The sequence below is a fragment of the Vibrio sp. ER1A genome (genome assembly GCF_000733315.1).
GTDB lineage: Bacteria > Pseudomonadota > Gammaproteobacteria > Enterobacterales > Vibrionaceae > Vibrio > Vibrio mediterranei.
The window spans coordinates 139177-160622 of the sequence record NZ_JPJA01000095.1; the positions used below are offsets into that span (position 1 = coordinate 139177).

18 protein-coding genes are annotated in these 21446 nt (G+C 43.7%); 10 read left to right on the forward strand and 8 right to left on the reverse strand.

The window, feature by feature from the left end:
• The first annotated feature begins 710 nt into the window (after positions 1 to 710).
• On the forward strand, positions 711 to 2087 hold the full coding sequence (locus HW45_RS25685) for a sensor histidine kinase (RefSeq protein WP_006070154.1): 1377 nt from the start codon (positions 711 to 713) through the stop codon (positions 2085 to 2087).
• On the forward strand, positions 2087 to 2719 hold the full coding sequence (locus HW45_RS25690; protein WP_038230815.1) for a response regulator: 633 nt from the start codon (positions 2087 to 2089) through the stop codon (positions 2717 to 2719). The genes HW45_RS25685 and HW45_RS25690 overlap by 1 nt, the downstream gene beginning before the upstream one ends.
• Before the next feature lie 99 nt (positions 2720 to 2818).
• On the opposite strand, the gene HW45_RS25695 is transcribed toward HW45_RS25690, so the two are convergent.
• From HW45_RS25695 to HW45_RS25705, 3 genes are all read right to left on the reverse strand, one after another.
• Entirely contained in the window at positions 2819 to 3202 is a 384-nt protein-coding gene (locus HW45_RS25695; RefSeq protein ID WP_038230816.1) for a DUF1090 domain-containing protein, read from the reverse strand.
• A 210-nt stretch (positions 3203 to 3412) separates the two neighbouring features.
• Positions 3413 to 6430 carry an efflux RND transporter permease subunit gene (locus tag HW45_RS25700; protein WP_038230818.1) on the reverse strand — a complete coding sequence of 1006 codons (3018 nt, stop codon included), beginning with the start codon at positions 6428 to 6430 and terminating at the stop codon, positions 3413 to 3415.
• 15 nt (positions 6431 to 6445) lie between these two features.
• The gene (locus tag HW45_RS25705; RefSeq protein WP_038230819.1) at positions 6446 to 7231 is read right to left on the reverse strand and encodes an efflux RND transporter periplasmic adaptor subunit; all 786 of its coding nucleotides are present in this window, start codon (positions 7229 to 7231) and stop codon (positions 6446 to 6448) included.
• Between the two features lie 150 nt (positions 7232 to 7381).
• On the opposite strand from HW45_RS25705, the gene HW45_RS25710 reads away from it, so the two are divergent.
• Both HW45_RS25710 and HW45_RS25715 read left to right on the forward strand, forming a co-directional pair.
• Positions 7382 to 8071, forward strand: coding sequence for a response regulator transcription factor (locus tag HW45_RS25710; protein ID WP_038230820.1), 690 nt, complete (start codon positions 7382 to 7384; stop codon positions 8069 to 8071).
• Positions 8068 to 9333: a sensor histidine kinase gene (locus tag HW45_RS25715; RefSeq protein ID WP_038230821.1), complete on the forward strand. Its 1266-nt coding sequence runs from the start codon at positions 8068 to 8070 to the stop codon at positions 9331 to 9333. The genes HW45_RS25710 and HW45_RS25715 overlap by 4 nt, the downstream gene beginning before the upstream one ends.
• A 57-nt stretch (positions 9334 to 9390) precedes the next feature.
• Here the strand turns inward: HW45_RS25715 and HW45_RS25720 are convergent, their stop codons facing one another.
• A complete protein-coding gene (locus tag HW45_RS25720) occupies positions 9391 to 10326 on the reverse strand; it encodes a LysR family transcriptional regulator (RefSeq protein ID WP_038230823.1) in 936 nt (311 codons plus the stop codon).
• A 120-nt stretch (positions 10327 to 10446) separates the two neighbouring features.
• Between HW45_RS25720 and HW45_RS25725 the strand changes: the two genes are divergently transcribed.
• The 3 genes from HW45_RS25725 to HW45_RS25735 all read left to right on the forward strand — a co-directional run bounded on the left by HW45_RS25725 (position 10447) and on the right by HW45_RS25735 (position 12625).
• The gene (locus HW45_RS25725) at positions 10447 to 11115 is read left to right on the forward strand and encodes an SDR family oxidoreductase (RefSeq protein WP_031494637.1); all 669 of its coding nucleotides are present in this window, start codon (positions 10447 to 10449) and stop codon (positions 11113 to 11115) included.
• 37 nt (positions 11116 to 11152) lie between these two features.
• Positions 11153 to 11797, forward strand: coding sequence for a glutaredoxin 2 (gene grxB, locus HW45_RS25730; RefSeq protein ID WP_038230825.1), 645 nt, complete (start codon positions 11153 to 11155; stop codon positions 11795 to 11797).
• Positions 11798 to 11860: 63 nt separating this feature from the next.
• Positions 11861 to 12625 (forward strand): DoxX family protein, encoded by a 765-nt coding sequence (locus tag HW45_RS25735; RefSeq protein ID WP_006070164.1) that lies wholly within the window; start codon positions 11861 to 11863, stop codon positions 12623 to 12625.
• 47 nt (positions 12626 to 12672) lie between these two features.
• Here the strand turns inward: HW45_RS25735 and HW45_RS25740 are convergent, their stop codons facing one another.
• From HW45_RS25740 to HW45_RS25750, 3 genes are all read right to left on the reverse strand, one after another.
• Entirely contained in the window at positions 12673 to 13836 is a 1164-nt protein-coding gene (locus HW45_RS25740) for a glyceraldehyde-3-phosphate dehydrogenase (protein ID WP_038230827.1), read from the reverse strand.
• 239 nt (positions 13837 to 14075) lie between these two features.
• Positions 14076 to 15656 carry a BCCT family transporter gene (locus HW45_RS25745; protein WP_038230829.1) on the reverse strand — a complete coding sequence of 527 codons (1581 nt, stop codon included), beginning with the start codon at positions 15654 to 15656 and terminating at the stop codon, positions 14076 to 14078.
• Positions 15657 to 15959: 303 nt separating this feature from the next.
• On the reverse strand, positions 15960 to 16565 hold the full coding sequence (locus HW45_RS25750; RefSeq protein WP_038230831.1) for a class I SAM-dependent methyltransferase: 606 nt from the start codon (positions 16563 to 16565) through the stop codon (positions 15960 to 15962).
• A 160-nt stretch (positions 16566 to 16725) separates the two neighbouring features.
• Between HW45_RS25750 and HW45_RS25755 the strand changes: the two genes are divergently transcribed.
• From HW45_RS25755 to HW45_RS25765, 3 genes are all read left to right on the forward strand, one after another.
• On the forward strand, positions 16726 to 17352 hold the full coding sequence (locus HW45_RS25755) for a HAMP domain-containing protein (protein WP_006070168.1): 627 nt from the start codon (positions 16726 to 16728) through the stop codon (positions 17350 to 17352).
• Positions 17330 to 19720: a hypothetical protein gene (locus tag HW45_RS25760; protein WP_152559715.1), complete on the forward strand. Its 2391-nt coding sequence runs from the start codon at positions 17330 to 17332 to the stop codon at positions 19718 to 19720. The genes HW45_RS25755 and HW45_RS25760 overlap by 23 nt, the downstream gene beginning before the upstream one ends.
• A 134-nt stretch (positions 19721 to 19854) precedes the next feature.
• Positions 19855 to 20265: a VF530 family DNA-binding protein gene (locus HW45_RS25765; RefSeq protein WP_031493701.1), complete on the forward strand. Its 411-nt coding sequence runs from the start codon at positions 19855 to 19857 to the stop codon at positions 20263 to 20265.
• A gap of 87 nt (positions 20266 to 20352) precedes the next feature.
• Here HW45_RS25765 and HW45_RS25770 read toward each other — a convergent pair whose 3' ends face one another.
• Positions 20353 to 21336 (reverse strand): arginine deiminase-related protein, encoded by a 984-nt coding sequence (locus tag HW45_RS25770; protein WP_051868397.1) that lies wholly within the window; start codon positions 21334 to 21336, stop codon positions 20353 to 20355.
• Positions 21337 to 21446 lie beyond the last annotated feature (110 nt).

A 21446-nucleotide genomic window follows, 5' to 3' on the forward strand; every position in this document is an offset into this window, starting at 1 on the left:
TGGGGATACTAGCTTGCATCAGCAATCCTTAATTGTATTTAAAACATATTGATAAATTTAATTACCGACTAAATTAATTAATGGATAACTAAATTTATCATCGACGCAAAATGTAGTTATTTATCTACACAGCTTGCGATAAGAAAGATACACCCAACAAAGTGATAATATAAATAATAATTAGCGAAACTTATCATTTCATTTTTGGAGGATTTATTTATTTGTATTCCATTAATGATCAAGCTACGTTTATATAGTAAGCCAATACTTACAGACTAACTTATTCACAAGGATGTGAACTCTTTAGTTATTTACATTTAACCTTTACTATTTTTTGATAAATACACTTATCAACTTAGATTATATTTGCTTAATTATATTTCACTCCTTGATCGTTTATTCTTCCCCACCCAACAGAATAGACTTTCAAGGAGTGATTTTTTTATTTCTAGTCCTTATAAATTTTCCTTCTACCACCACGCTTCGTTAATGTAACGCTTTGTCACTCAAGTTAACTACATTAGTAACAACCTAGCGACAAATCACTCAACAATCCCACCTACAACCCTTATATATCAATGACTTAATATGTTTTTATACATTCTTACATTTGTTCATTTTCAAAAATAGAAAGTAAGATATCAGTGATAGAGATCACATAGAGAAGTGCTATAACACTAATACTGATTATCTTGTAAACAATATTACTCATGGATACTCTCTTTGTATTTAAGATTTATCTCATTTACGGACTAGCATTTATAACGCTATTTTTCGCGATATTACTGCGCGATATGTCCAGCAGTGAAATAAAAATCGCTAAAGTTCTTCCTTACTTAGGCATTTCTGGATTGGTGCTTGGCTTCCATGAGTGGAGCGAATTGTATCTTGCTATTTACCAACAAGAGTTCGTCATTACGAAACCGATGGAAGTACTACTTCTATTAAAGTTTGTTATTGCCTATCTTCCTTTAAACCTATTCGCATGGAAGATGACCGAACTTCTAGATGCCACTATTGCTAAAACCGTTCGCCGTGTCTGGTTAGGCCTAGCGACTCTCTTACTCGCGGTTTCCTTCTATCAGTTTTCTACTCAAGATTTTTACGCCTTTACCATTAGCGCCACTCGCAACGCACGACTCCTTTTTAGCTTGATCGCTAGCTGTGTTGCAGGGGTTGGTCTTGCGTTGTATTCAAAACAGTTAGAAGAACAAGATGTTCCCAACCATCTGTACTTCTTGCTATCTGGCATTGCCTTTTTCATATACGGCCTCGGCAGCGCCCTTGTTTTTGCTCAGTATGGAGCTTGGGTCTTGGTCTTCCGCTGTGTTGGTGCTGTCATGCTATTGGCAACACTGTGGCAAGCATTGAAGATGTTTGATCTCGAAAGAAAACAACAAATAGAAGAGGCACTATCACTGTCTCTACAAAATCAGAAGTTAAAAGAGCTTGGAGAACTATCTTCAGCCATCGCCCATGAAATAAAAACACCTATTAGCAGTGCTCTTATGAGTTGTGATTTGTTAGAGCAGAATCGCGAGAACCAAGAAATCGCAGACCGTCAAATCGTCCGTATACGTCGAGGACTTGAGCGAGCGGCTTGCATAAGCCAAGAAGTACTGCGTTACTCACATCAACACAGTATTGAGCGGGAGCGAGTGCATGTTGAAAGCATAGTCAATGCCGCTCTCGATATGCTTCGCTACCGTCTTGCTCAATATGACCTGACGTTAGATATCGACCCTAAACTCTATGTCAGAGGCGATAAAGCCTTGCTTGAAGAAGTCGTTATCAACCTTGTATCCAATGCTCTTGATGCCAGCGCCAATCAACGCAAGCTGGCCATCAGAGTTCAAAAAGATCATGACAAAGTGTCATTGAAAGTACGCGACTGGGGTACAGGAATGTCCCCTAAAACCTTAGAGAAAGCGACACAACCTTTCTTTACCACTAAACCAAAAGGCAAAGGTACCGGTATGGGCCTTGCGCTCGTTAAACAAATTGCCACACAACATAACGGCTCTATTACATTCTCGAATGTTTGCCCGGGGCTACTTGTTGAGTTCAAACTACCAGGAGTTAAATAATGAAACTGCAACTACTTTTAGCTGAAGATGATACGGACTTAAGAGAAGTATTGGAGGAAGCATTATCACTTGAAGGCTTTGAAGTCACCGCCGTCGATAATGCCGAAGATGCTCTTGATCTCGCAAAAGAAAAGACGTTTGACCTAGCCCTATTCGATGTGGTGATGAGTGGAATCACTGGCATTGATGCGCTGACAACACTACGCCGATTCCAACCCAATATCGGTGTGATTGTCACGACCGCATTTGCTACGGTAGACCTTGCGGTTGACGCCATGAAAAAAGGCGCTGATGAGTTTCTGACTAAGCCATTTAACCTTTCCGCACTCTCCGTCACACTCAAACGTGTTCATGCAGAGCGCTCTCCTAAGGACGTGCAAAATGCCGAGTCTCGTGACCAAGTATTCAGCGCACTATCGAACCCAATTCGCCGCACCGTAGTGAGACAACTAAAAGTACACCACAAAATTAAGTTCATGGATCTATGCCGTATTGTCGGTATCGAGGATCATACGAAATTCAACTTCCACTTAAGACAACTTGTAAACTGTGGGCTGGTAACTAAGGACAACGGCAAGGTATACACTTTAACTACTTTGGGCCAGCAGGTTTATACCAGCATGCTTCAATAAGTTCGACAAACAGTCACCAGTTCTTGGTAGGCACTTCTATCGCGAGAGTGCCTACTCGATCTTACAGGAGCCATTTGTGTGCTTTCGAATAGAGAATAATCACTCAGATAACTCTGAAATTGCCTCCTGTAACTCCTCTTCAGCATCCGCTAGTTTGCGCTCCTTTTTTTTGATTTTTTTCTGATCACCCTTAGCTTTTGCTTGCTCCAGATCTTGAGCTCTTTCCGCTACCTTTTTCTTCTTGCTCTCCACTTTCTGCATTCGTTCCTCGTAGAGCTTTTCATCAGTGCAGTAATTTTGAACATTCTCTATGGCTAATTCGAGGCTTTGGATCTCATGAGTGTTGTTATACTTTTTAGCATATTCCAGCTTGGTTTTGAGTCGCTGCTCTTTGGCCGCACACCCCGTCAACGCTTCTTGGGCAGACAGACTGCCACTAACGGATACGGTAAGTGCTAGCAAGGTTAGGGTCATTTTTCTCATCGTGTACCTCAATAGATTACGTCTCTTAGACTTCGGCTAAAGAAACTAGTGGCATAAAAAACAAACGCCACTTAGATTAACACTAAGATACTATACGTAAAGATTAATTATCTAGATTGGCGTAAATTGGAGTCATGCGCCCAAAATGACACATGAGTGCATACACATGACGTACTTTTCTATCAATCGCATACTGCTTTTAAACACACTCTAGGTATTCATCGGTTCACATTCACGGACAAAACACAAACTATACAAAACTGGAACAACCAATAAGACAATCGGTAGCGAAAACAATAAACCATAGCCTAGTGTTAACGACATCGGCCCCATATAAACGTCAGTGCCACCTATACCGTAAGCGAGTGGTAATAAGCCCACTACTGTTGTCAGGGAGGTTAATAATATTGGGCGCAGTCGACTTACGGATGCCTCTATAACCGCATCAACACCACAATTTCCATCAGCTCTTAGTTCGTTGATTCGATTAATGAGAACCAAAGCGTTATTCACAACGACTCCAGTCATTCCGAGCACCCCTATCAACGCAAATAAAGACAACGCTTGAAAGTGCACAACCAATGCCATCAACGATGCAACAACAGCAAATGGAATCACTACCATTACTAAGAGTGGTTGAAGTAGCGAATTAAACATGATCGCGAGAACAAAATATATCGCCACCATAGCGGAAGGAAAAGCAACAATAAATCCACTCATGGTTTCATTAGTTTTTTCCGCTTCACCGCCAATATCAATAGTTACTGTAGCAGCGTATTTACCCTGTAGTTCAGTAAGTAACTCGTTCGACAGCGCTACTGAACTTAGGGCATCATCCGTTATCTGTGCTGTTACTGTCACTTCTCGCTGTCCATTGTAATGTTTGATCAGTCTAGGGGACTCAATTTGCTCTACTCTTGCCAAACGACTCAACGGGACTTGTTTTCCATCTGAGGTATAGATCTTTGTTGTCGCTAACTTTTCTAGAGAGCGGTAGTCTTCATTTAAAATCATACGGATATCGACTTCTCGGGTGCTTAACCACGTGGAAGTGACTTTCTCGCCATCAAAGGCAATACGTAGTGTATTGGCAAGGTCCGCTACCGTGAGTCCATATTTCGCTAGCCATGTGTGCTGTGGCACTATTTTTAATTGAGGATCTTTTAAGGCTTCACTGTTAGTAACATTTGCAAGACCAGAGTGCTCGGCTAACCATTTAGATACCAACTCGACCGCTTGTTGACGATCATGCTCCAATCCTCCCAAGACACGTACTTCGATAGGCTCTCCGGGAGGCGGTCCTCCTGCATCAATGGAAAACTTAACAAACACCTGGTCACTGTAACTGGCAACCTTACGATTCAGTTCAGCGACGATCTCATCTGCTGTGCGCTTTCGTTGGCTATAATCACTCAAATTGATTCGACCTGTACTCACCGGCGATTGATAAGTCATTTCAAAACTGTCGAGTTCGTCTACGGGTAGTGACTTTATTGCCTGCTCGATTCTCGCATGCATTACGCGAACATTTTCTAACGAGGTTCCCGGCTTTACCTCGGTATGTACCTCTACATATTTTGCAGCTTGTGAAGGAAAGATATCTAATTTAAGAGTCATCACAAGACTCGTCCCTGCTAATACAACAACGATCGCCGCAGTAATAACAGACTTTTTGTAGCGAAGACATTTGGTCAACATCCGCTGATACCAGCTAGCTACCTTAGTAAATTTGTCTGAAGTAGCACGCTTTGATTCTAACGATCCAGAAAGGTGTGCAGGTAAGGTAAAGGTACATTCACCAAGAGAAAACAACAGTGCGGTAATGACCGTAATTGGGATAACGACAATCACTTTCCCCATAATGCCAGGAATAAACATCATCGGAATGAATACCAAGGCCGTGGTCGTCAAGCTGGCCAAAATAGGCTTAATGACTGCTTTAGTTCCCTCAATTGCTGCTTCAAATCCCTGTTTCCCCGCTTCTTTTTGTTGATAAATGCTTTCGGCAACAATCACTGAATCATCAACAATGATTCCTATAACTAACAACAATGCCGCCAAGGTAATGCTATCGAGATTCAGCCCAAGCATCGGCAATACGATCATGACACCCAATATGCAAAATGGAATTGAAATAGAAACCCAAAAAGCAACTTGTCTTTTGAGTACCATGCTCAAAACTAGTAATACTAAGAGAAGACCAATAGCACCGTTGGTCGACACGATCGTAAAGCGATTGCTCATGTCATCAGCGAGATTCATTCCATATTGGAAAACGAACTGCCCCTGGTACGTAGTTTGTTCTTGCTCTATCAACGCTTTGATACTGGCGACCGTTTTAGTGATATCCGCATTACCGCTGTTAGAGATATCGAATAACACCGCATCTTGACCATTGATCACTCCTTGTTGCGTCGCTTTCGCAAAGGTATCAATCACTTGTGCAACATCGGAAACTTTCACTATAGTGCCGCTAGGGAGCGCCTTAATAACGATATTTCCAATTTCCTGCGCCGATTGCACTTGAGTCATCGTGATCAGCTTTTGCTCGCTGTTTTTAGCACGTACCATTCCGCCCGATTGTGATAAGTTCGACTGAACAATTACATTACTTATCTCGGCAAACGTTAATTGATAACGACTCGCCTTTGTTGGATCAATCTCTACCCAAAACTCTCGCTCGCTATACCCAGAGAGTGTGACGGTTTGAACACCTGAGAGTGCGCTTATCGCACGTTCTAAGTGGTACGCATACTCTTGTAACTCTCCATTCCCTTGCGTCTCGCCAACAGCACTGATGCCGAACGATAGAACAGAAAATGAAGATGTTTGCTTTTGAGTCACTAGTGGCGGGTTAGTGATATCTTTCGGTAAACCACTCACTCTATCGACGGCTTGTTGAATATCGCGCATAACTTGTGTGGAATCGACATCTGGAAGAAACTCCAGTTCTATTGCAGAAAAGCCATCCACAGATTGAGAGGAAAAAAAGTTAATACCTTTTACCGTGCGTAACTCTTTCTCCAATGGATTAGTAACATTGACTTCAACATCGGAAGCCGTTGCTCCTGGGTAATGGGTCGTCACCTCAGCGGACTCGAAGGCAACATCGGGGTATTCTTGCAGTTTAAGAGTGTATAGTGAAATCACTCCCATCATTAATACCATAATCGTAATAATTCGGGCGAGAAACGGGCGCTGAGCAAAATAGGAGATTAAAGAAAACATGGTCAAAATCGCCTCTTATTTCACTGAAGTTGTGATTTGCGAAACATCGGTCGTGGCATACATCGACATACCTGGTATCAGCTTAAAATCAGCATTTTTTATATCAACTTCAATCGGATAAGCCATATGCTGAACATCCATTTCCACTCCTATACGAGCAATGGCTGCCACCACTTTTTGCTCTGGACTTGTCTCTGCCCAAAGTTCTATCGACTGCCCCACCGATAGCAAAGACATATCATGCTCACTAGCTAACAGACGTACCGTCAACGTATCAATATTCACAAGTCGATAAAGCAAATCACCTTGGTTTACCCAAGCACCAACTTGTGTATCACGGCTCACCACAAAGCCTTCAATATCGGCTCGGATACTTGTCTCTTCGAAGTTTTTCTGAGCAATATCAAGTTCAATCTGTGCCAGCTTAAGTAATGCTTTGGCATTGAGGTAATCAGCTTTGGCGATATCAAGTTCATTAACAGATAAGTTTTTGTTTTTAATAAGCTCTTGATAACGTTCGTATACGGAACGTTTGAGTTTGATCTCTGCTTGTGCCAGTTCCAGATTGGCCGTGGTACGAGCTAGTTCAAACTGAAAGTCTTGCTTTTTGATTTCAGCTATAACCGTGTACTGCTGAACCTTATCCCCGACCTCTACGTTCATGGTTTCAATCACGCCATTGACTTCGGCAACCACATTTACCGATGACAAACTGACCGTTTGCCCAATTAGTTCTATGGCTTGACCCCAAGGCGCCACCAGACTTAAAGCCAAACAAACTAATGATTTTGGTGTTTTCATATCACACACTCCCTTAGTAAATAAGAGCAGTGTGCAGGAGTCGATGTCGAGTTTTTGTCAAAGCTGTTTTACAACTTGGCAATCGCGTTTCGACAAAAAATCGACACAAGTTTGCTATCATCAATTCACGCTATTGAATTGGAAACATGTATGAGTGTGTTATCTGGCAGCCAGATCTTAGTCGTAGAAGACAATGAAGAACTACAAGGCATATTGGCGGACTTTCTTGACGTCAAACAAGCGGAAGCGGACTTTGCAAGCAATGGTGAGTTAGGCCTATCGCTTGCGTTATCTCATACGTTCGATGCCATTATTTTAGATGTAATGATGCCAAAAAAAGATGGAATGCAGGTGGCACGAGAACTGCGCCTTAAAGGCTGCACGACACCTATTCTCATGCTGACAGCACTAAATGGACAATCTGACTTATTGACCGGTTTCGATTCTGGAGTTGACGACTTCCTCACTAAGCCGTTCCAGTTTCCTGAACTCGAAGCCAGACTTACCGCACTAATTAAGCGCTATCGTGGTCAAGTTGCCAAAAGCACACTGAGATTTGGCGATATTGTTATTGATGAAAAAAGCCATCAAGTGACACGACAAGGCGAAAATATAGAGTTAAGCCCAGCGACCTATCAAATCCTACTCGCCCTAGTAAAAGCTCAAGGTGAAGTGGTATCAAGAGAGTCATTAATTCAAACCCTTTGGGGGGAAAATGTGCCCGATAAAGACGTATTACGAAGTCATATCTATTTACTGAGAAATGTCTTAGATAAGCCGTTCGACGTTCCATGCCTAATGACGGTACCTAAATTTGGCTTCAAACTGGTAATTCAATGATGAAAAGGTCAAAGTCACAACCTAGTTATTACTCCATAAAACAAGTCAAAGCTCGCTTGTTACGAACCTTCTCTCTTATCGCTTTGGTCACTTCTTTTTTGGTTTTCTTTGCCTTTTCGCTTCACTTGGCCTTAGAGGAAGACGACCAAATCGAACATCACTTAGTGTCATTTGAAGAAACAGCCCAATCCTACTATCAACTTCGCCAAGTAAATCAGGCTCAGCTCAGTAAAAGCGTTACCGCGTATTTTGATGCTAATATGCTACCGAAAAGAATCGCACAACAAGGGCCTTTCCCATTAGGAAAAGTAACGAAATACAATACCTTCCTCGAAGATGGCTTTTTGGTCTATCACACCAAGTTTCAGTTTAACGAGCAAACTATCCCGCTTTACCTCACCATTGATTCGAGAGCGATGGACTTTGGAGATGACTCTTGGGACACATTGATGATCATTTCAATGCTACTGATGGTCTTTCTGATTTTTGTCTTGCGGTTATCGCTTAAAAGGGTCTTCGACACATTAATGTCGCCAATCTCATCCCTCAGCCACCAACTCGCAAGTAACCAAGACGGAGCATTCTCTATCACAGAGCATTCAATTTTAGAGCTGCAAACACTCACCGAGCATCTTAATAGTTACACGCAAATGAAAGAGCGTGTCGCCAAACAAGAGCTTATGTTTGCCAAGTATGCGAGCCACGAGTTGAAAACGCCCATTGCCGTTGTATTGGGTGCCGCCAACTTACAGGCAATGAAACAAGATGAGGCTTTTCAAACCAAGCAACGTGAACGCATACTCAAAGCGGCAAACGGTATGCAACAGACCGTGGAACTGCTACTAAACATCGTTAAACAAGAAAATGCGAGTCCCGATAGCTTATCGACCAAAGTCAATGAACAAGATTTGGAGCTAGCAAAATACTATTCAAGTGCTTCAAAAGACACAAAAGTAACGGTGCAGATCGAAGAAGGGACAGCGGTTAACCTACCATTGATAGCCGCGAGAATGATAGTCGGAAATTTGCTAGACAATGCCATACGTTTTACAGCCAAAGGGGAGATTTCCGTCCGTATCTCATCTCAGGAAATTTGCATTACTGATAACGGCTGTGGACTGAACAATAATAACGATATTGAGCATGGGCTGGGGCTGCTGATTGTTCATCGGATCGCAGAAAGCTATGGCTGGCAATTTACACTTTCGAACAATACTAACAGTAATGGATGCTGCGCGAGACTTATACGGATTGATAGCTAGACGCAAACGATAGGAACCAAGTCGTTCCTATCGTTACACGATCATCATCCGTAATCCTCAGTTATCGCTAGATTGCTTGACTAGATCTGGGAACTGTTCGAACAAAAAGTCTAAGAACAATCGAATGCGTTTGGGTTGGTATTTTTTACTCAAATAGACCACATTCAAATCCGCACTTGATACCGTTGTCGAAGCATTGAAGTTTTTCATATAGCCGTTAAGTACTGTTACCAAACGACGATGATTAATGTCTGCCTGAACATCCAATAGTGATTTAAGAGCAATACCCGCTCCCTCTAACGCCCATCGACGAATCACTTCACCATCATCTGAAAAACGTTTGGGCGTTACCGTAATGGATTTTCGTTGGTCATTTTCTCGAAAGTGCCAGGTCTTTAACTCTTCGTTATGACGCAACATCACTAAACAATCATGCCCAACCAAATCTTGAGGAGTAATGGGAGTTCCCCGCTTTGCTAGGTACTCTGGCGAGGCACACAACACACGGCGACTGGACGCTAATCTGCGAGAGATGAGGTTACTATCTGCCATTTCCCCATAGCGAATGACAATATCCATACCCGATTCGTTAACGTTCGACAGGTGGTCATTGAGGTAGAGATAAGGAATGACGTCAGGATAGCGTTCTGAAAACTCATTGAGAATGGGTACAATGTATTGTTTGCCAATGTCTTTTGGCGCAGACACTCTCAGCGCGCCTTTTACCTCTTTAACGCCACTTTGGATAATATTTTCCACTTCATTAACGTTATCCAATATATCCAAGCAAGCTTTGTAGTAGAGTTCTCCTGAGTCAGTTAACGACACGTGGCGAGTGCTTCGATTAAGCAGTTTAACGCCATAACGCTCCTCCAAAGCCTGAAGCCTAGCCGTCATTGAGGCTGGCGACAATCCAAGGTCTCTGCCCGCAGCCGCTAACCCTTGGTGCTTAACAATGCTCGCGAACATCTCCATATCTGAAAACTTATCCATAGGCGCTCCATTATTTAACCAATCCGAATAATGATTTCGTATTTTACCCAATTATAAAACTAAGTCGAATAAATATAATGGGCGTTATCAAATGAAGTCATCGAATTGGGAGAAACAATAATGAACCGCGAAAAAACAACTTACGTCATTCTAGGTGGCACCTCAGGTATTGGAGAAGCTATCGCTCAGCTCGTTAATCACGAAGAGAATATCGTCCATGTTGCTAGTCGCTCAACTGGTCTAGATATCAGCAACGAGAAAGAGATGCACTGCTACTTCGAATCCATCGGTGCTTTCGACCACCTTATTGTCACTGCAGGATCAGCGGCGCCTGCAGGCAAAGTAACCGATGTAGCCATTGACGATGCTAAAGGAGCATTTGACGTCAAATTCTGGGGCTCCATCAACGCTGCAAAACAAGCTGCTCGCTTTATCAAGCCAAACGGCACCATTACGTTTACGACGGGCATGTTATCTCGAAAAGTCGTTCCTAACACTTATGCAAAAACCGCAATGAATGCCGCACTAGAAGCCGTGACAAAGATCTTGGCTAGAGAACTAGCGCCAATTCGCGTCAATGCCGTCAGCCCTGGCTTAACAAAAACCACCGCATACAAAGGGATGGATCAAACAACCCGCGATACCATGTACGAAAATGCCAAGAACAATCTACCTGTTGGCAAAGTTGGTGAAGCGCAAGATGTAGCAAAAGCGTATTTGTTTGCTATCGAAAACACCTATATGACTGGCGCCATTATTGATGTCGATGGCGGCGCGTTAATCAACTAAGTCAAAACCAAGCCTACTCTTATTACAGGTATTCATCATGAAGCTTTATATCTATGACCATTGCCCGTTCAGCGCACGTGTTCGCTACGTGGCGGGAATGCTCAACTTATCACTGGATATTGTCACACTAGATTATGACGACGACACAACTACAAAAAACATCATCGGCAGTAAGCAAGTTCCTGTGTTTGTCACAGGTAGCGGAAAAGCCATGGCGGAGAGTCTCGATATCATCGATTATCTGCTCTACTTAGCAGATTCGGCAGAAAACAGTACGCCATCTCAAGACGTGATGAGATGGCAGAAGGATGCCTTCTTACCACTGCAGAAAATTGGATATCCACGTTGGAGCGCCTTGCCACTCAAAGAGTTCTCCACCGCCAGTGCAAAAAAAGCATGGCGTACTAAAAAAGAAACCTATGAGCTTAATTTCAACAGCTTGTTAGAAGACACATCGCAGATCGCCTCACAAGCAGAGGTGCTGATCACTCAGGCGAATGAACTTCTCCAACTAGGTACCGGAAGTCGCAGGAAATTGGTGGACGAGGCTATTGTATTTTCCATTTTAAGAGGCTTTTTCAGTGCACCTGAAGTGCGCTGGGAGCCAAGTGTTGCCGATTGGATGGTCACTCAAAGTCAAAGTACTCAGGTGAAGTTACTCAACAACGAACAATACCAATAACTCCGAAATTCAATATTTGTGGCCTTTGCCAGTCACGACGAAGGCTACGTAAGGTGTGCGATTATGGAAAGCAAAAACTACGCAAATATTATCGTTTTCACAGGATTACTCGCCGCAGCAAGTGCCATCATTAACGCCGATCTTTACGATGGTACCTGGTCTGAAGTCGCTACCATTGCCGCCGCAATAATGATTCCCGTAACTGCCTACTTCAATAGGAAGAATGTCGCACTGTCTTTTCTTTTGCCACTATTTTTTACCACCATTGTCGTTAGAAATGCTGATCAACATGATTGGTCAATGATTGGTTGGATAGCGGCAATATCTTATCTGCCGTTGCTCGCACAGTGTGTTGTAGTCATGCGACGTACCTTTATCAAAGAAGGTCCGACAGAAACAGCATTAAGTATGCTGCGTATATTCATCGGTATGAACTGGTTAACGCACTGTACAGAAAAACTGTTTGTTTCTTCCCACGACGCTGGCTTGGTTAACTTTTTTGCCAACGGATTTGGTAACTTAGTGGTTGGACACCCATTAACGGATTCAACCGCCAATATTCTGATTGTGCTTGGCGGCCTAGTTGAACTGGCTACTGCTATTTCATTGGGACTAGGGGTACTTTCTCGGTTTGGAGCGTTCATGTCAGCAGGATATCTGATTGTTGCCCAGATAGTGGGTGGACACTTTGCCGTTGGTTATACGTGGATTTTACCGGGTGGAGGATGGGAATTGGCGTTCTATTACTTTATGGTCACCATACCATTTATGCTTCCAAACGTAGGTGGCTCTGTCGCTTTGGAACGGATGAAGTTCGCTCGCTCTTAATCAAGTAAAACAAGGGGGACTTATCATGTCCCCTTGTTCGATCACTACTAAAAACCAGTGCCTACTTGAAAATAAATGGCGTTATCCGATTCACTGGTAGCCACATCGATCCCTGCACGCAAGCCATAGCGACGGGCTATAAGGTAACGAAAACCAACACCATAGCTATAATGGTTATTGGTTGTAAAAATCGAGTCGCCATTATCAACGGCGGTACCTAATCCACCAAAAACAGAAGCTGACCAACGCATAGTCATTTGCCAAGTTAATTGGGTTTCTAACGAGGCTGTTGTGTCACCTTGGTATCGCTCTCTAGCAATGCCGCGCATATTGATATCAGGGTATACAGGTGTTGGTAAGTAACGCTCACTGGTACTTAGCGTGTTGTATTGCCCTTTGAAACCAAGGTTCCACGATTCTTTAATTGGAAAATAGTGTATCCCTTTAAATGTGAACGTATCAAAATCGTAGTCACTACCAAAACTCTTTCTAAACATGCGATATTCACCACTGTAATCCCCACCAGCAGAGGGGTATAAGAAGCTATTCCGTGTGTCATGTTCAACCAATAACCCCAGCATTGAAAATGTAGAATCTAATGAAGGATGGAACTCTCGCCGATGACGATCATGCTGACGTTCGATGGAATTTAGTGATAACGTAGATTGAATAAAAGCTTGTGAGATCCCTAATAACAATGGCGTGTCAGCGACTCTAAATTGCAATTTCTGTAGTTCTCCATACCCTTTCATATTCAGCTCAAACTTACTGACGTGTTCACCGCTACCATAGAAATCCATATTCACGTCACCATAAAATGCACCACCAAGATAGCGGATACTGTCACGCTTCCATGAGTGCCGATGACCCACAAATCCAGCCCAAGTACCATTATCTGTCCCAAAAGCACCACCTACAGTGATGGCTGGCGTTAGCAATTGAGCACCACCATTTACCGATGTCATCGACAACTTTCTACGCTTTTCTTTCTGCGCCTCCGATTCATGCAAGAATACTCCCATCACACCACCGCCATACCCAACGGCAGGTTCGGTCACGAGTATTGGTACAGGCAAAAAACCATAAGCATTTTCAGCTAGGTATTCACCCATATCAAACTGATGATCAACTGGATCGGTAAAACTAGTAGCAACGCTGTGACTTGAAGCGATTGAAACCGTCAAAACAATAATAGAGAGGGAAGCTCTCACGGTAAGATCCTCGTTACTGGCAACATTAGGGAAAACAACTCATGTGTAAACGTTGGCGTATAGTAACGAGGACGAAGATAAGATTTATCACTAAACAATAAGAGTGGAATAAAACCGAAATAGTGTATGACAATCAATCGCTTTATTTTTATTTTATCTAATCAGGCGGGCACTTACAGACCAACCTGAATGAAAAACAGGTGCTCTCAGAGCACCTGTTTTTCATTAACTAAGCAATTTTACGAATAAAGTGCTTGTTCCGTCCTCAAACCTTTTATCAGGCTAAAACACATCAATAGCAGAACAAAAGTAAACGGCAGAGCCGTTGCCACTACGCCAGACTGCAATGCTTGAAGCGCCTCTTTACCGCCAATCCACAACATTACTGCTGCAATAGCCCCTTCAATACACGCCCAAAATATCCTCTGGGGTACTGGCGCATCAATCTTGCCGCCAGCAGTGATGCTATCGATAACCAACGAGCCAGAATCCGAAGACGTTATAAAGAAAATCAAAATAAGAACAATGGAAATCACGGACAAAATAGAGCCAAATGGTAAAGCATCGTATACGTGAAATAGCGTTAGTGAAATGTCGGTTAAACCATTCGCCCCCAACTCACCTACATGATTTGCCACTTGATCTATAGCGATCCCGCCAAATACTGACATCCATATTAACGTCACTGCAGTTGGAATAAAGATAACCGCTAACAAGAACTCTCGTACCGTACGTCCTTTCGAGACTCGAGCAATGAACATCCCAACGAATGGAGACCAAGAAATCCACCACGCCCAATAGAATACCGTCCAACCATGCATCCAGACAGTGTCTTCACGGCCATGAGGACTACTGAGCGCAATGATATTTTCTACGTAACCAAGCGTTGTATTCCAGATTGACGGCAGAGCGACATCCAGACTCACAGCCGTGACAAAAATCAGCAATAAGAAGGCCACAACCATATTGATGTTACTAAGAACCTTTACTCCACCATCAATACCACGCACCACTGACATAACCGCGATTAAGGTAACAAACGCAATCACCGCCAGTTGCATACCAATGCCACCGTCTAGACCAAATACATAGTTGATGCCACTTGTCGCTTGTTGAGCACCTAAACCCAGTGATGTCGCTAGACCAAACAAAGTCGCCAACACCGCCATGATATCAATCACGTGGCCTAGCCAACCCCAAGCTCGGTCACCGAATACTGGATAGAATGCTGAGCGAATAGATAGAGGCAACCCCTTGTTGTAGGTGAAAAACGCGAGTGATAACGCCACAATAGCGTAAATACCCCAACCATGGATGCCCCAGTGAAACAGCGTTGCCCCCATAGCAAGTGATTTAGCTGCTTCCGTATTGGGCTCTACATTGAGTGGTGTTCCCCACCAGTCAGTAAAATAAGCCGTTGGCTCCGCCACTCCCCAAAATAGTAAGCCGATACCCATACCAGCCGCAAACAGCATCGCCAACCATGAAATGGTTGAATGGTCAGTTGTTGCATTTTTACCACCGATACGAATTTTCCCAAGAGGAGAAATCAATAACGCGACGGCAAAGAATAGGAAAAAATTGGTTGCCCACATGAAGAAGACATCAAAGTCACTAATGATGCCATTTTTAAGACCATTGAGAACGTTGAGTGCGGTTGCTGGCTCGACGATAAGAAGGGAAATTAGGCTGAGAATAACAAGCGCTGCGCTTGTTCCGAATACGGGGTTATGTATATCGAAACCCCACTTTTGAATGTTGTCCTGACCTACTTGATAGTCAGTGGTTTCGATACTGTACTTCTTTAATGCATTGTCCATAAATACTACTACTACGTGTCCAAATTGCTTTCCTCGAAAAGGAAAAAACTAGAAACCGCCCTCCATTTAATTAGAACTCTAACAATTTATTTCGGGCAAAATGCTATCACACGCACAAAAATGATTCAAATAGCTCAATTTTTCATAGTAAAAATTAGAAAATACTTAAAATCAGCCATAAAAAGCAACGAACTCTAATCATTAGAATACAAACCAATTAACATTGGACGTGCTTTATCCCACCAATCTGCATTAGTGAGAGCAGCGAATAACAGCATTAGCGTATGCCAGAAGTAACGAGGGCTATTTGGTCAGCTTTTCAGCAATAAGGTAGGTATGAAGCTCTGGGTGTTGGTCGAACTCCAAATGACGAATTGTGCAGCCAAGTTTAATGAAAAGCTCTAAAAAGCCATTAGTCCCAAGAGACGAGTAATACACTTCTGGCCCCATGAAATCATCGGTATGCTGCCCTGCTTCTTGTGTGCCTCCAAAAGAAAAAACAAACACACCGCCCGGATTTAGACTAGCAATAATCTTCGTTATAACAGTGACTTGCTGTTCTAGAGGAATATGCCAAATACTGTCCCATGCAGTGATAAAATCATAGTTACTTGGTAGATCAGCGTTACAGATGTCTTGATGATAAAAGGGAACATCTGGATGACGTTCGCGAGCAAGCTGAATCATTTTACTCGAGATATCCATCCCCTCAGGTTGAAACCCTACTTGTTGCAACAGATTGATAAATCGTCCGGTACACCCACAACCGATATCGAGCGCCTTACCTCTAGACGAAATAAACTCAATCGCTCGTTTATGAGCTTCGATGCCATTATCGAGATTAAACTCTTCACTCAACCACAGGTGAGTAATCTGATCGTAAGCTTTCCCTATTTGTTCTGGCGTCATCTTTTTCCCAACTTGTCTATTTCCCTGAGTACTATTGCTATCTCACTATAAAACATATTGATGTTTAACGCTTTCTTTAGAGTGACCGCCAACGAATTTTACAGAAATACCTTTAAGCCCATCCTAGACTCTTAATGACAAAATCCGAGGGAGAGTGAACATGCAGCAATTCTTGCGCCTAACATCCATCACGCACAGTTTTAAGGTGGGATTATCTCGGCGACTGATTTGGCGAGTGCTGTTCATCGCTATACTCAGTGCCGCGATTAACGCTGCTCAGTTCTATTTCTTTTACTCTCAAACGCTCGATGTGCTCGCTGAACAGCTCTCGTTTCAGTTGCTTCCCGAAGAGTTTGCAGCGGTAGCTAACTCCATGCCTTCAATGTACCAAGCCATGAGTAATTGGCTGATTTTATTACTGTTACTTCAATTAGCACTGGCAACGTGGGCGGGATGCTGGCTCAGCTACCGTCTTTATGGTCCAGTAGAGCGGATTCGACAAGCTCTGGTCGACATCTCCTTAGGTAAGCTAACGACAAAAGTGAAGACTCGGAGCGGTGATGAACTCAGCGATATTGCAGAAAATGTCAGTGACAGTGCCGCTCGCCTACAAGTGATCGTATTAAGCATGAAGCAAAGCCTTGATGGTCTAGATAGCAGCGCGATGACTCCAGAACAAGCTGCTCACATCGAAATGGTTCGCAGTAATCTAGACTACTTTGAGACCATTGATGTTGCCCCATCCAACGAAACCAAGCCGTCTAATGACTTTAACTCGGAACGCTAACTTGGCGTCATGGCAACCGTGGTTACTTACGTTGTTGCTTGCCTTATTACTCACCATGGGTAGTAGCCAAGCCGTGAACGCTTCCCAAGCAATCGTCGGTCAAGGAATTCAACTGGTTCAAGTTGGACAAGTCACACAAGCCAAATCAAAGTTGAACCAGTTGCCACAGCCTTATTCAGGAGAAGCACTATTTTTGGCAGCGCGTATTGCAGAAGCAGAAAACAACTGGGCAACAGCGATGACCTTGTATCGCGAATATTTAGCCAGTAACCCTTTTAGCGTGCACCAATTAGAAGCAAGGGCGGCATTTGCACTATTGCGAGCCTATCAAAATGATCCGTTACTTGGCGACTTCTTCACTCTAGTTAAGCTACGCGACCTAAATCATATTCAGCAACTTCAAAACACTAGCGCCAGGCTATATGCCACACATCCGCAAGCGCCGTTGGCGATTCGCGGACAGCTTCTGACCGCATACAGCTTGTTAGAACTAGCTCAACAACCCCAAACAGCACAGCAACTTTACCTTTCCATTGCAGAAGATACTCAGAATGCCGATGCAGATTGGTACATTCAGGCATTGTTTGGGGCGGCTTTCGCAGCCATTCGCGCCAACCGTTTACCGCTAGCCCAACGAGCTATCAATGACATACAGGGTAAATTGAACTCTAGTTGGGGCAGCCGCAACAGCCTGTTAGCGAGAAGTTGGCAACAGCGTATCAACGCCATGACCTTCATGTTGCCTCTCGCACACCAAACGACAGTATCAACAACGCCATTTTTATGGGGAGTCGGCGCAAGGTTGCTGTTAGATAACCCTGTAGGTAGTGGTAACAACTTCGCGCCAATCTGGCACACGCTTACCAATAATGATTTACGGGTAAACAGCGTCAGTTTGTGGATCACTCAGGACAGCGATTGGAACTGGCTGCGCACAGACTTACTTCGCGGCGCTCATTTGCATGGTTATATTCCTATGATTAATTACTGGTTTTTTGGTGACAAAATCAGCCCTGACTACGTCACTGCCAATCGTCAACGTTATCTTGAACAGATCAAAAACCAGCTGATTCCGTTGTTGCGAGACCTTCCTCAAGCCTATCTGATTTTGGAGCCTGAGTTTAATAAACAGGGTATTGAATCTTGGGACGAGTGGGATCCATTAATGCTGGAGGTGATCCAACTAATACGAAAAGGGGCACCGCAAGTTAAAGTAGGATTGGGGCTGGGTGATTGGGATAAACCCGGTGGCACACCGAGTTACGCAAGCGCTGAGCAAGCCATTGAAGCAAGTGATTTTGTGGCAAGTATGCTAATGCTCTCTAGTTATACTGAGCGGGCTCACGCCGCGCCAGATTGGTCCGCTTGGGTTCGAGCTTTACGACTAGGCGATAGGTTAAAAAAACGCTTCAACAAACCGTGGATGCTGGCGTATTTATCAATCGCATCTCAACCAGCATGGGAGCAGCAGCAAGCGGTGGAGATTGAAAAGCTGGCATTTTATCTGCCGATGCTTCGTAGTCTTGGTCTGTTTGCCCTTAATTGGTTCTCTCTTACTGATGAACCCGAGCAGCAAGGTTGGTTTGCCGAAGCAGAGCAAAGCTTTGGCCTTCTTAAAGCCAGCTACCAACCCAAGCCCGCATTGGCTGACTATCAACAACTCATCAACGCGCATCGTAACGAAAAAACGCCTCAAGTTAAGCAGTTTCACGCCAAACTAATGGCAAATCGTCAGCTCGAAATCAAAGCTCAGTTAGCACACTGGACTCGCTGGGAAGTCGTTATTCAACAAGACACTAACACATGGCTTGAAAAAGGCGTTGGTGATGCCTTTACTATTCATTGGAATGGACAAATGCTGCCAACTTGGGCTGAAAATGGCGAGGTGTCTGTAACGCTGGTCCTTAATGGTACTATTCACAACTCACTGGTAACGAACTGGAACGTCCCTCTTATCTTCCACCAGCAAGCCTTCAATGAGCAGGTTTCACTCAACAGATGGCAAACCTGGCAGCAAGCACCGGAACATAGCATTGCACTTGAGCAGCTAAGTTCGGGCATTCCTGCAGCCATTGAGCTTGTTCTAAAGCAGCTTACTTCCCATCAACTCGAGGCGCTGCATATCGGGCTCATCGACCAAATTGGCTTCCAACAAACCGTCTCCGCCTCTTCTTACGCCTATCAAATCGGTGATAGCATCGCCATTTATGTCCCATTGCAACAACTCAATCGACAATGGGTCAAATACGTCGACGGTAAACCAATATGGCGAGATAAACCCAGCGGCGTCATTTCTGTCGTATTACAAAATAGTAGCGCTGAGAATGTAGCGTTTGAGGTGAGTAGATTGAATAGCTTTGTTGATTAGCGTAGGTATCGGGGTAATACTCTGCTAGAATCGCCCGCCACAAAGCCACCTTGTATAAACATTTCTAGTTACTACCTCAGGGCGGACGACTAGGTTGTATCACTGTACCGCACACTTGATTAATAGGCATAACCATGATGACAGATGAAGAAAGAATCGAACTCCAACAAAATAACCCGTTACATGGCCTTAAATTAGAAACAATGTTGCAAGAGCTAGTGGACTTTTATGGGTGGGACATTCTTGACACAGCGATGCGCTTTAACTGCTTTCATACTAACCCGTCGATTGCTAGCAGTGTGAAATATCTCAAGAAGACCGAGTGGGCACGAGAAAAGTTGGAGAACTTCTATCTGTATCGTTTTAAGCGTATGCCTCGAGCCTCTACTGAAGAGTACGATTTACCGCCACGTGCGCGCACTTTTCCTCATGGATTAGAACCTAAAGAACCAATGGCACTGACGGTTGATTCTATTTTGAAGTCTCAAGCGAAAGCTGCCTCTGCTTTCAAAAACCGCTCATCTCGTGGACGTCATTCTCGCTAATAAGCACATTCATAAACTATGAATAAACAACAGCCGCAACCTTTTTAAGGGCGCGGCTGTTATGATAATAATTAGCAAGAAAATTGCTTATAGAGACTTCACTCGTGTTGGTAGAAACACTTCTCCCAACATACATCTCACGCTACCTCCACCAACGTTCTCAATGGTGGAAACATCAAAAGGAAGCAGTTTTCCGTGGGTAGACAATTGCTGTTTTTGTGCGGGATTGAACGCATCGAATGCGGATTTAGACATCGCGATCACCTTGTCACCATTAACCGTTTCAAGTTGCAAAATATTGCCGCAAAACTGATTAACTTGCTCAAGTGTAATATCAATCACCTGCTTTGTGTTTGCCAAAGACTTCACTACAAATCGACGTTCGTATTCAGGGATCACTTCTGAGCAAATCACCGCAAAGTGCTCACCAACTGCCATCATCACATTGGTGTGGTAGATCGGTTGCCCAGATGGCAGCGCCGTTTGAAATGATACGACGCGATGATAACCAATGCGCTTGGCGTAGTCTTCGAGTGCTTCACGCTCACATCGCTGAGAGAGTGCCGCATAAATCGTTTTGTTAACATGATCTTTTACCATCACACCCGTGCTCTCCAAAAAAGCACCTTGCTCGATGTAATTGGTCAACGAGTCCACAGCAACTACTTTTCTTCCCGCAGCTCCAAGACTATCAATCAGCGCCTGTGGCCTCACTTCTTGTTGCCGATTCTTACAAGCCATAGGGAAGGTATAGAAGGCACCTTCATGGGTGGTGCTAAACCAGTTGTTCGGAAAGACTGCATCAGGTGTTTCACTGGCATCCATAGGATAGTCAAACTCAACCACTTGAACGCCAGCGCGGCGCAAGCCAGAGACCATCGCTTTAAACTCAGACATTGCATTTTGCTTCACAGAATCAGCATCAAGAGAAACTTGGTGTTGAAATTCATTATCGGCAGCTGTCTGTGCATTAAAACCAAACTCCTTCGGCGGTACCATCACCACACAATTGGCATTTTGAATTGATTGACCAAGATGCGTCGGCTCAGTTGTTTCGATACTAACTGTCATTCCATGATTCATAGAGGGTCCACTTAACTACTTTTGCGTGCAACAATCTTTAAATTGTAAATAATGTGTTAAATATTAATTTACTGAATACATGACTTTTTCGTTTTTTC

What these genes read in the sequence shown, in the direction of transcription:
- HW45_RS25685 (WP_006070154.1), top strand. Translation starts at nt 711, where the DNA reads ATGGATACTCTCTTTGTATTTAAGATTTATCTCATTTACGGACTAGCA.
- HW45_RS25690 (WP_038230815.1), top strand. Translation starts at nt 2,087, where the DNA reads ATGAAACTGCAACTACTTTTAGCTGAAGATGATACGGACTTAAGAGAA.
- HW45_RS25695 (WP_038230816.1), bottom strand. Translation starts at nt 3,202, where the DNA reads ATGAGAAAAATGACCCTAACCTTGCTAGCACTTACCGTATCCGTTAGT.
- HW45_RS25700 (WP_038230818.1), bottom strand. Translation starts at nt 6,430, where the DNA reads ATGTTTTCTTTAATCTCCTATTTTGCTCAGCGCCCGTTTCTCGCCCGA.
- HW45_RS25705 (WP_038230819.1), bottom strand. Translation starts at nt 7,231, where the DNA reads ATGAAAACACCAAAATCATTAGTTTGTTTGGCTTTAAGTCTGGTGGCG.
- HW45_RS25710 (WP_038230820.1), top strand. Translation starts at nt 7,382, where the DNA reads ATGAGTGTGTTATCTGGCAGCCAGATCTTAGTCGTAGAAGACAATGAA.
- HW45_RS25715 (WP_038230821.1), top strand. Translation starts at nt 8,068, where the DNA reads ATGATGAAAAGGTCAAAGTCACAACCTAGTTATTACTCCATAAAACAA.
- HW45_RS25720 (WP_038230823.1), bottom strand. Translation starts at nt 10,326, where the DNA reads ATGGATAAGTTTTCAGATATGGAGATGTTCGCGAGCATTGTTAAGCAC.
- HW45_RS25725 (WP_031494637.1), top strand. Translation starts at nt 10,447, where the DNA reads ATGAACCGCGAAAAAACAACTTACGTCATTCTAGGTGGCACCTCAGGT.
- grxB (WP_038230825.1), top strand. Translation starts at nt 11,153, where the DNA reads ATGAAGCTTTATATCTATGACCATTGCCCGTTCAGCGCACGTGTTCGC.
- HW45_RS25735 (WP_006070164.1), top strand. Translation starts at nt 11,861, where the DNA reads ATGGAAAGCAAAAACTACGCAAATATTATCGTTTTCACAGGATTACTC.
- HW45_RS25745 (WP_038230829.1), bottom strand. Translation starts at nt 15,656, where the DNA reads ATGGACAATGCATTAAAGAAGTACAGTATCGAAACCACTGACTATCAA.
- HW45_RS25750 (WP_038230831.1), bottom strand. Translation starts at nt 16,565, where the DNA reads ATGACGCCAGAACAAATAGGGAAAGCTTACGATCAGATTACTCACCTG.
- HW45_RS25755 (WP_006070168.1), top strand. Translation starts at nt 16,726, where the DNA reads ATGCAGCAATTCTTGCGCCTAACATCCATCACGCACAGTTTTAAGGTG.
- HW45_RS25760 (WP_152559715.1), top strand. Translation starts at nt 17,330, where the DNA reads ATGACTTTAACTCGGAACGCTAACTTGGCGTCATGGCAACCGTGGTTA.
- HW45_RS25765 (WP_031493701.1), top strand. Translation starts at nt 19,855, where the DNA reads ATGATGACAGATGAAGAAAGAATCGAACTCCAACAAAATAACCCGTTA.
- HW45_RS25770 (WP_051868397.1), bottom strand. Translation starts at nt 21,336, where the DNA reads ATGACAGTTAGTATCGAAACAACTGAGCCGACGCATCTTGGTCAATCA.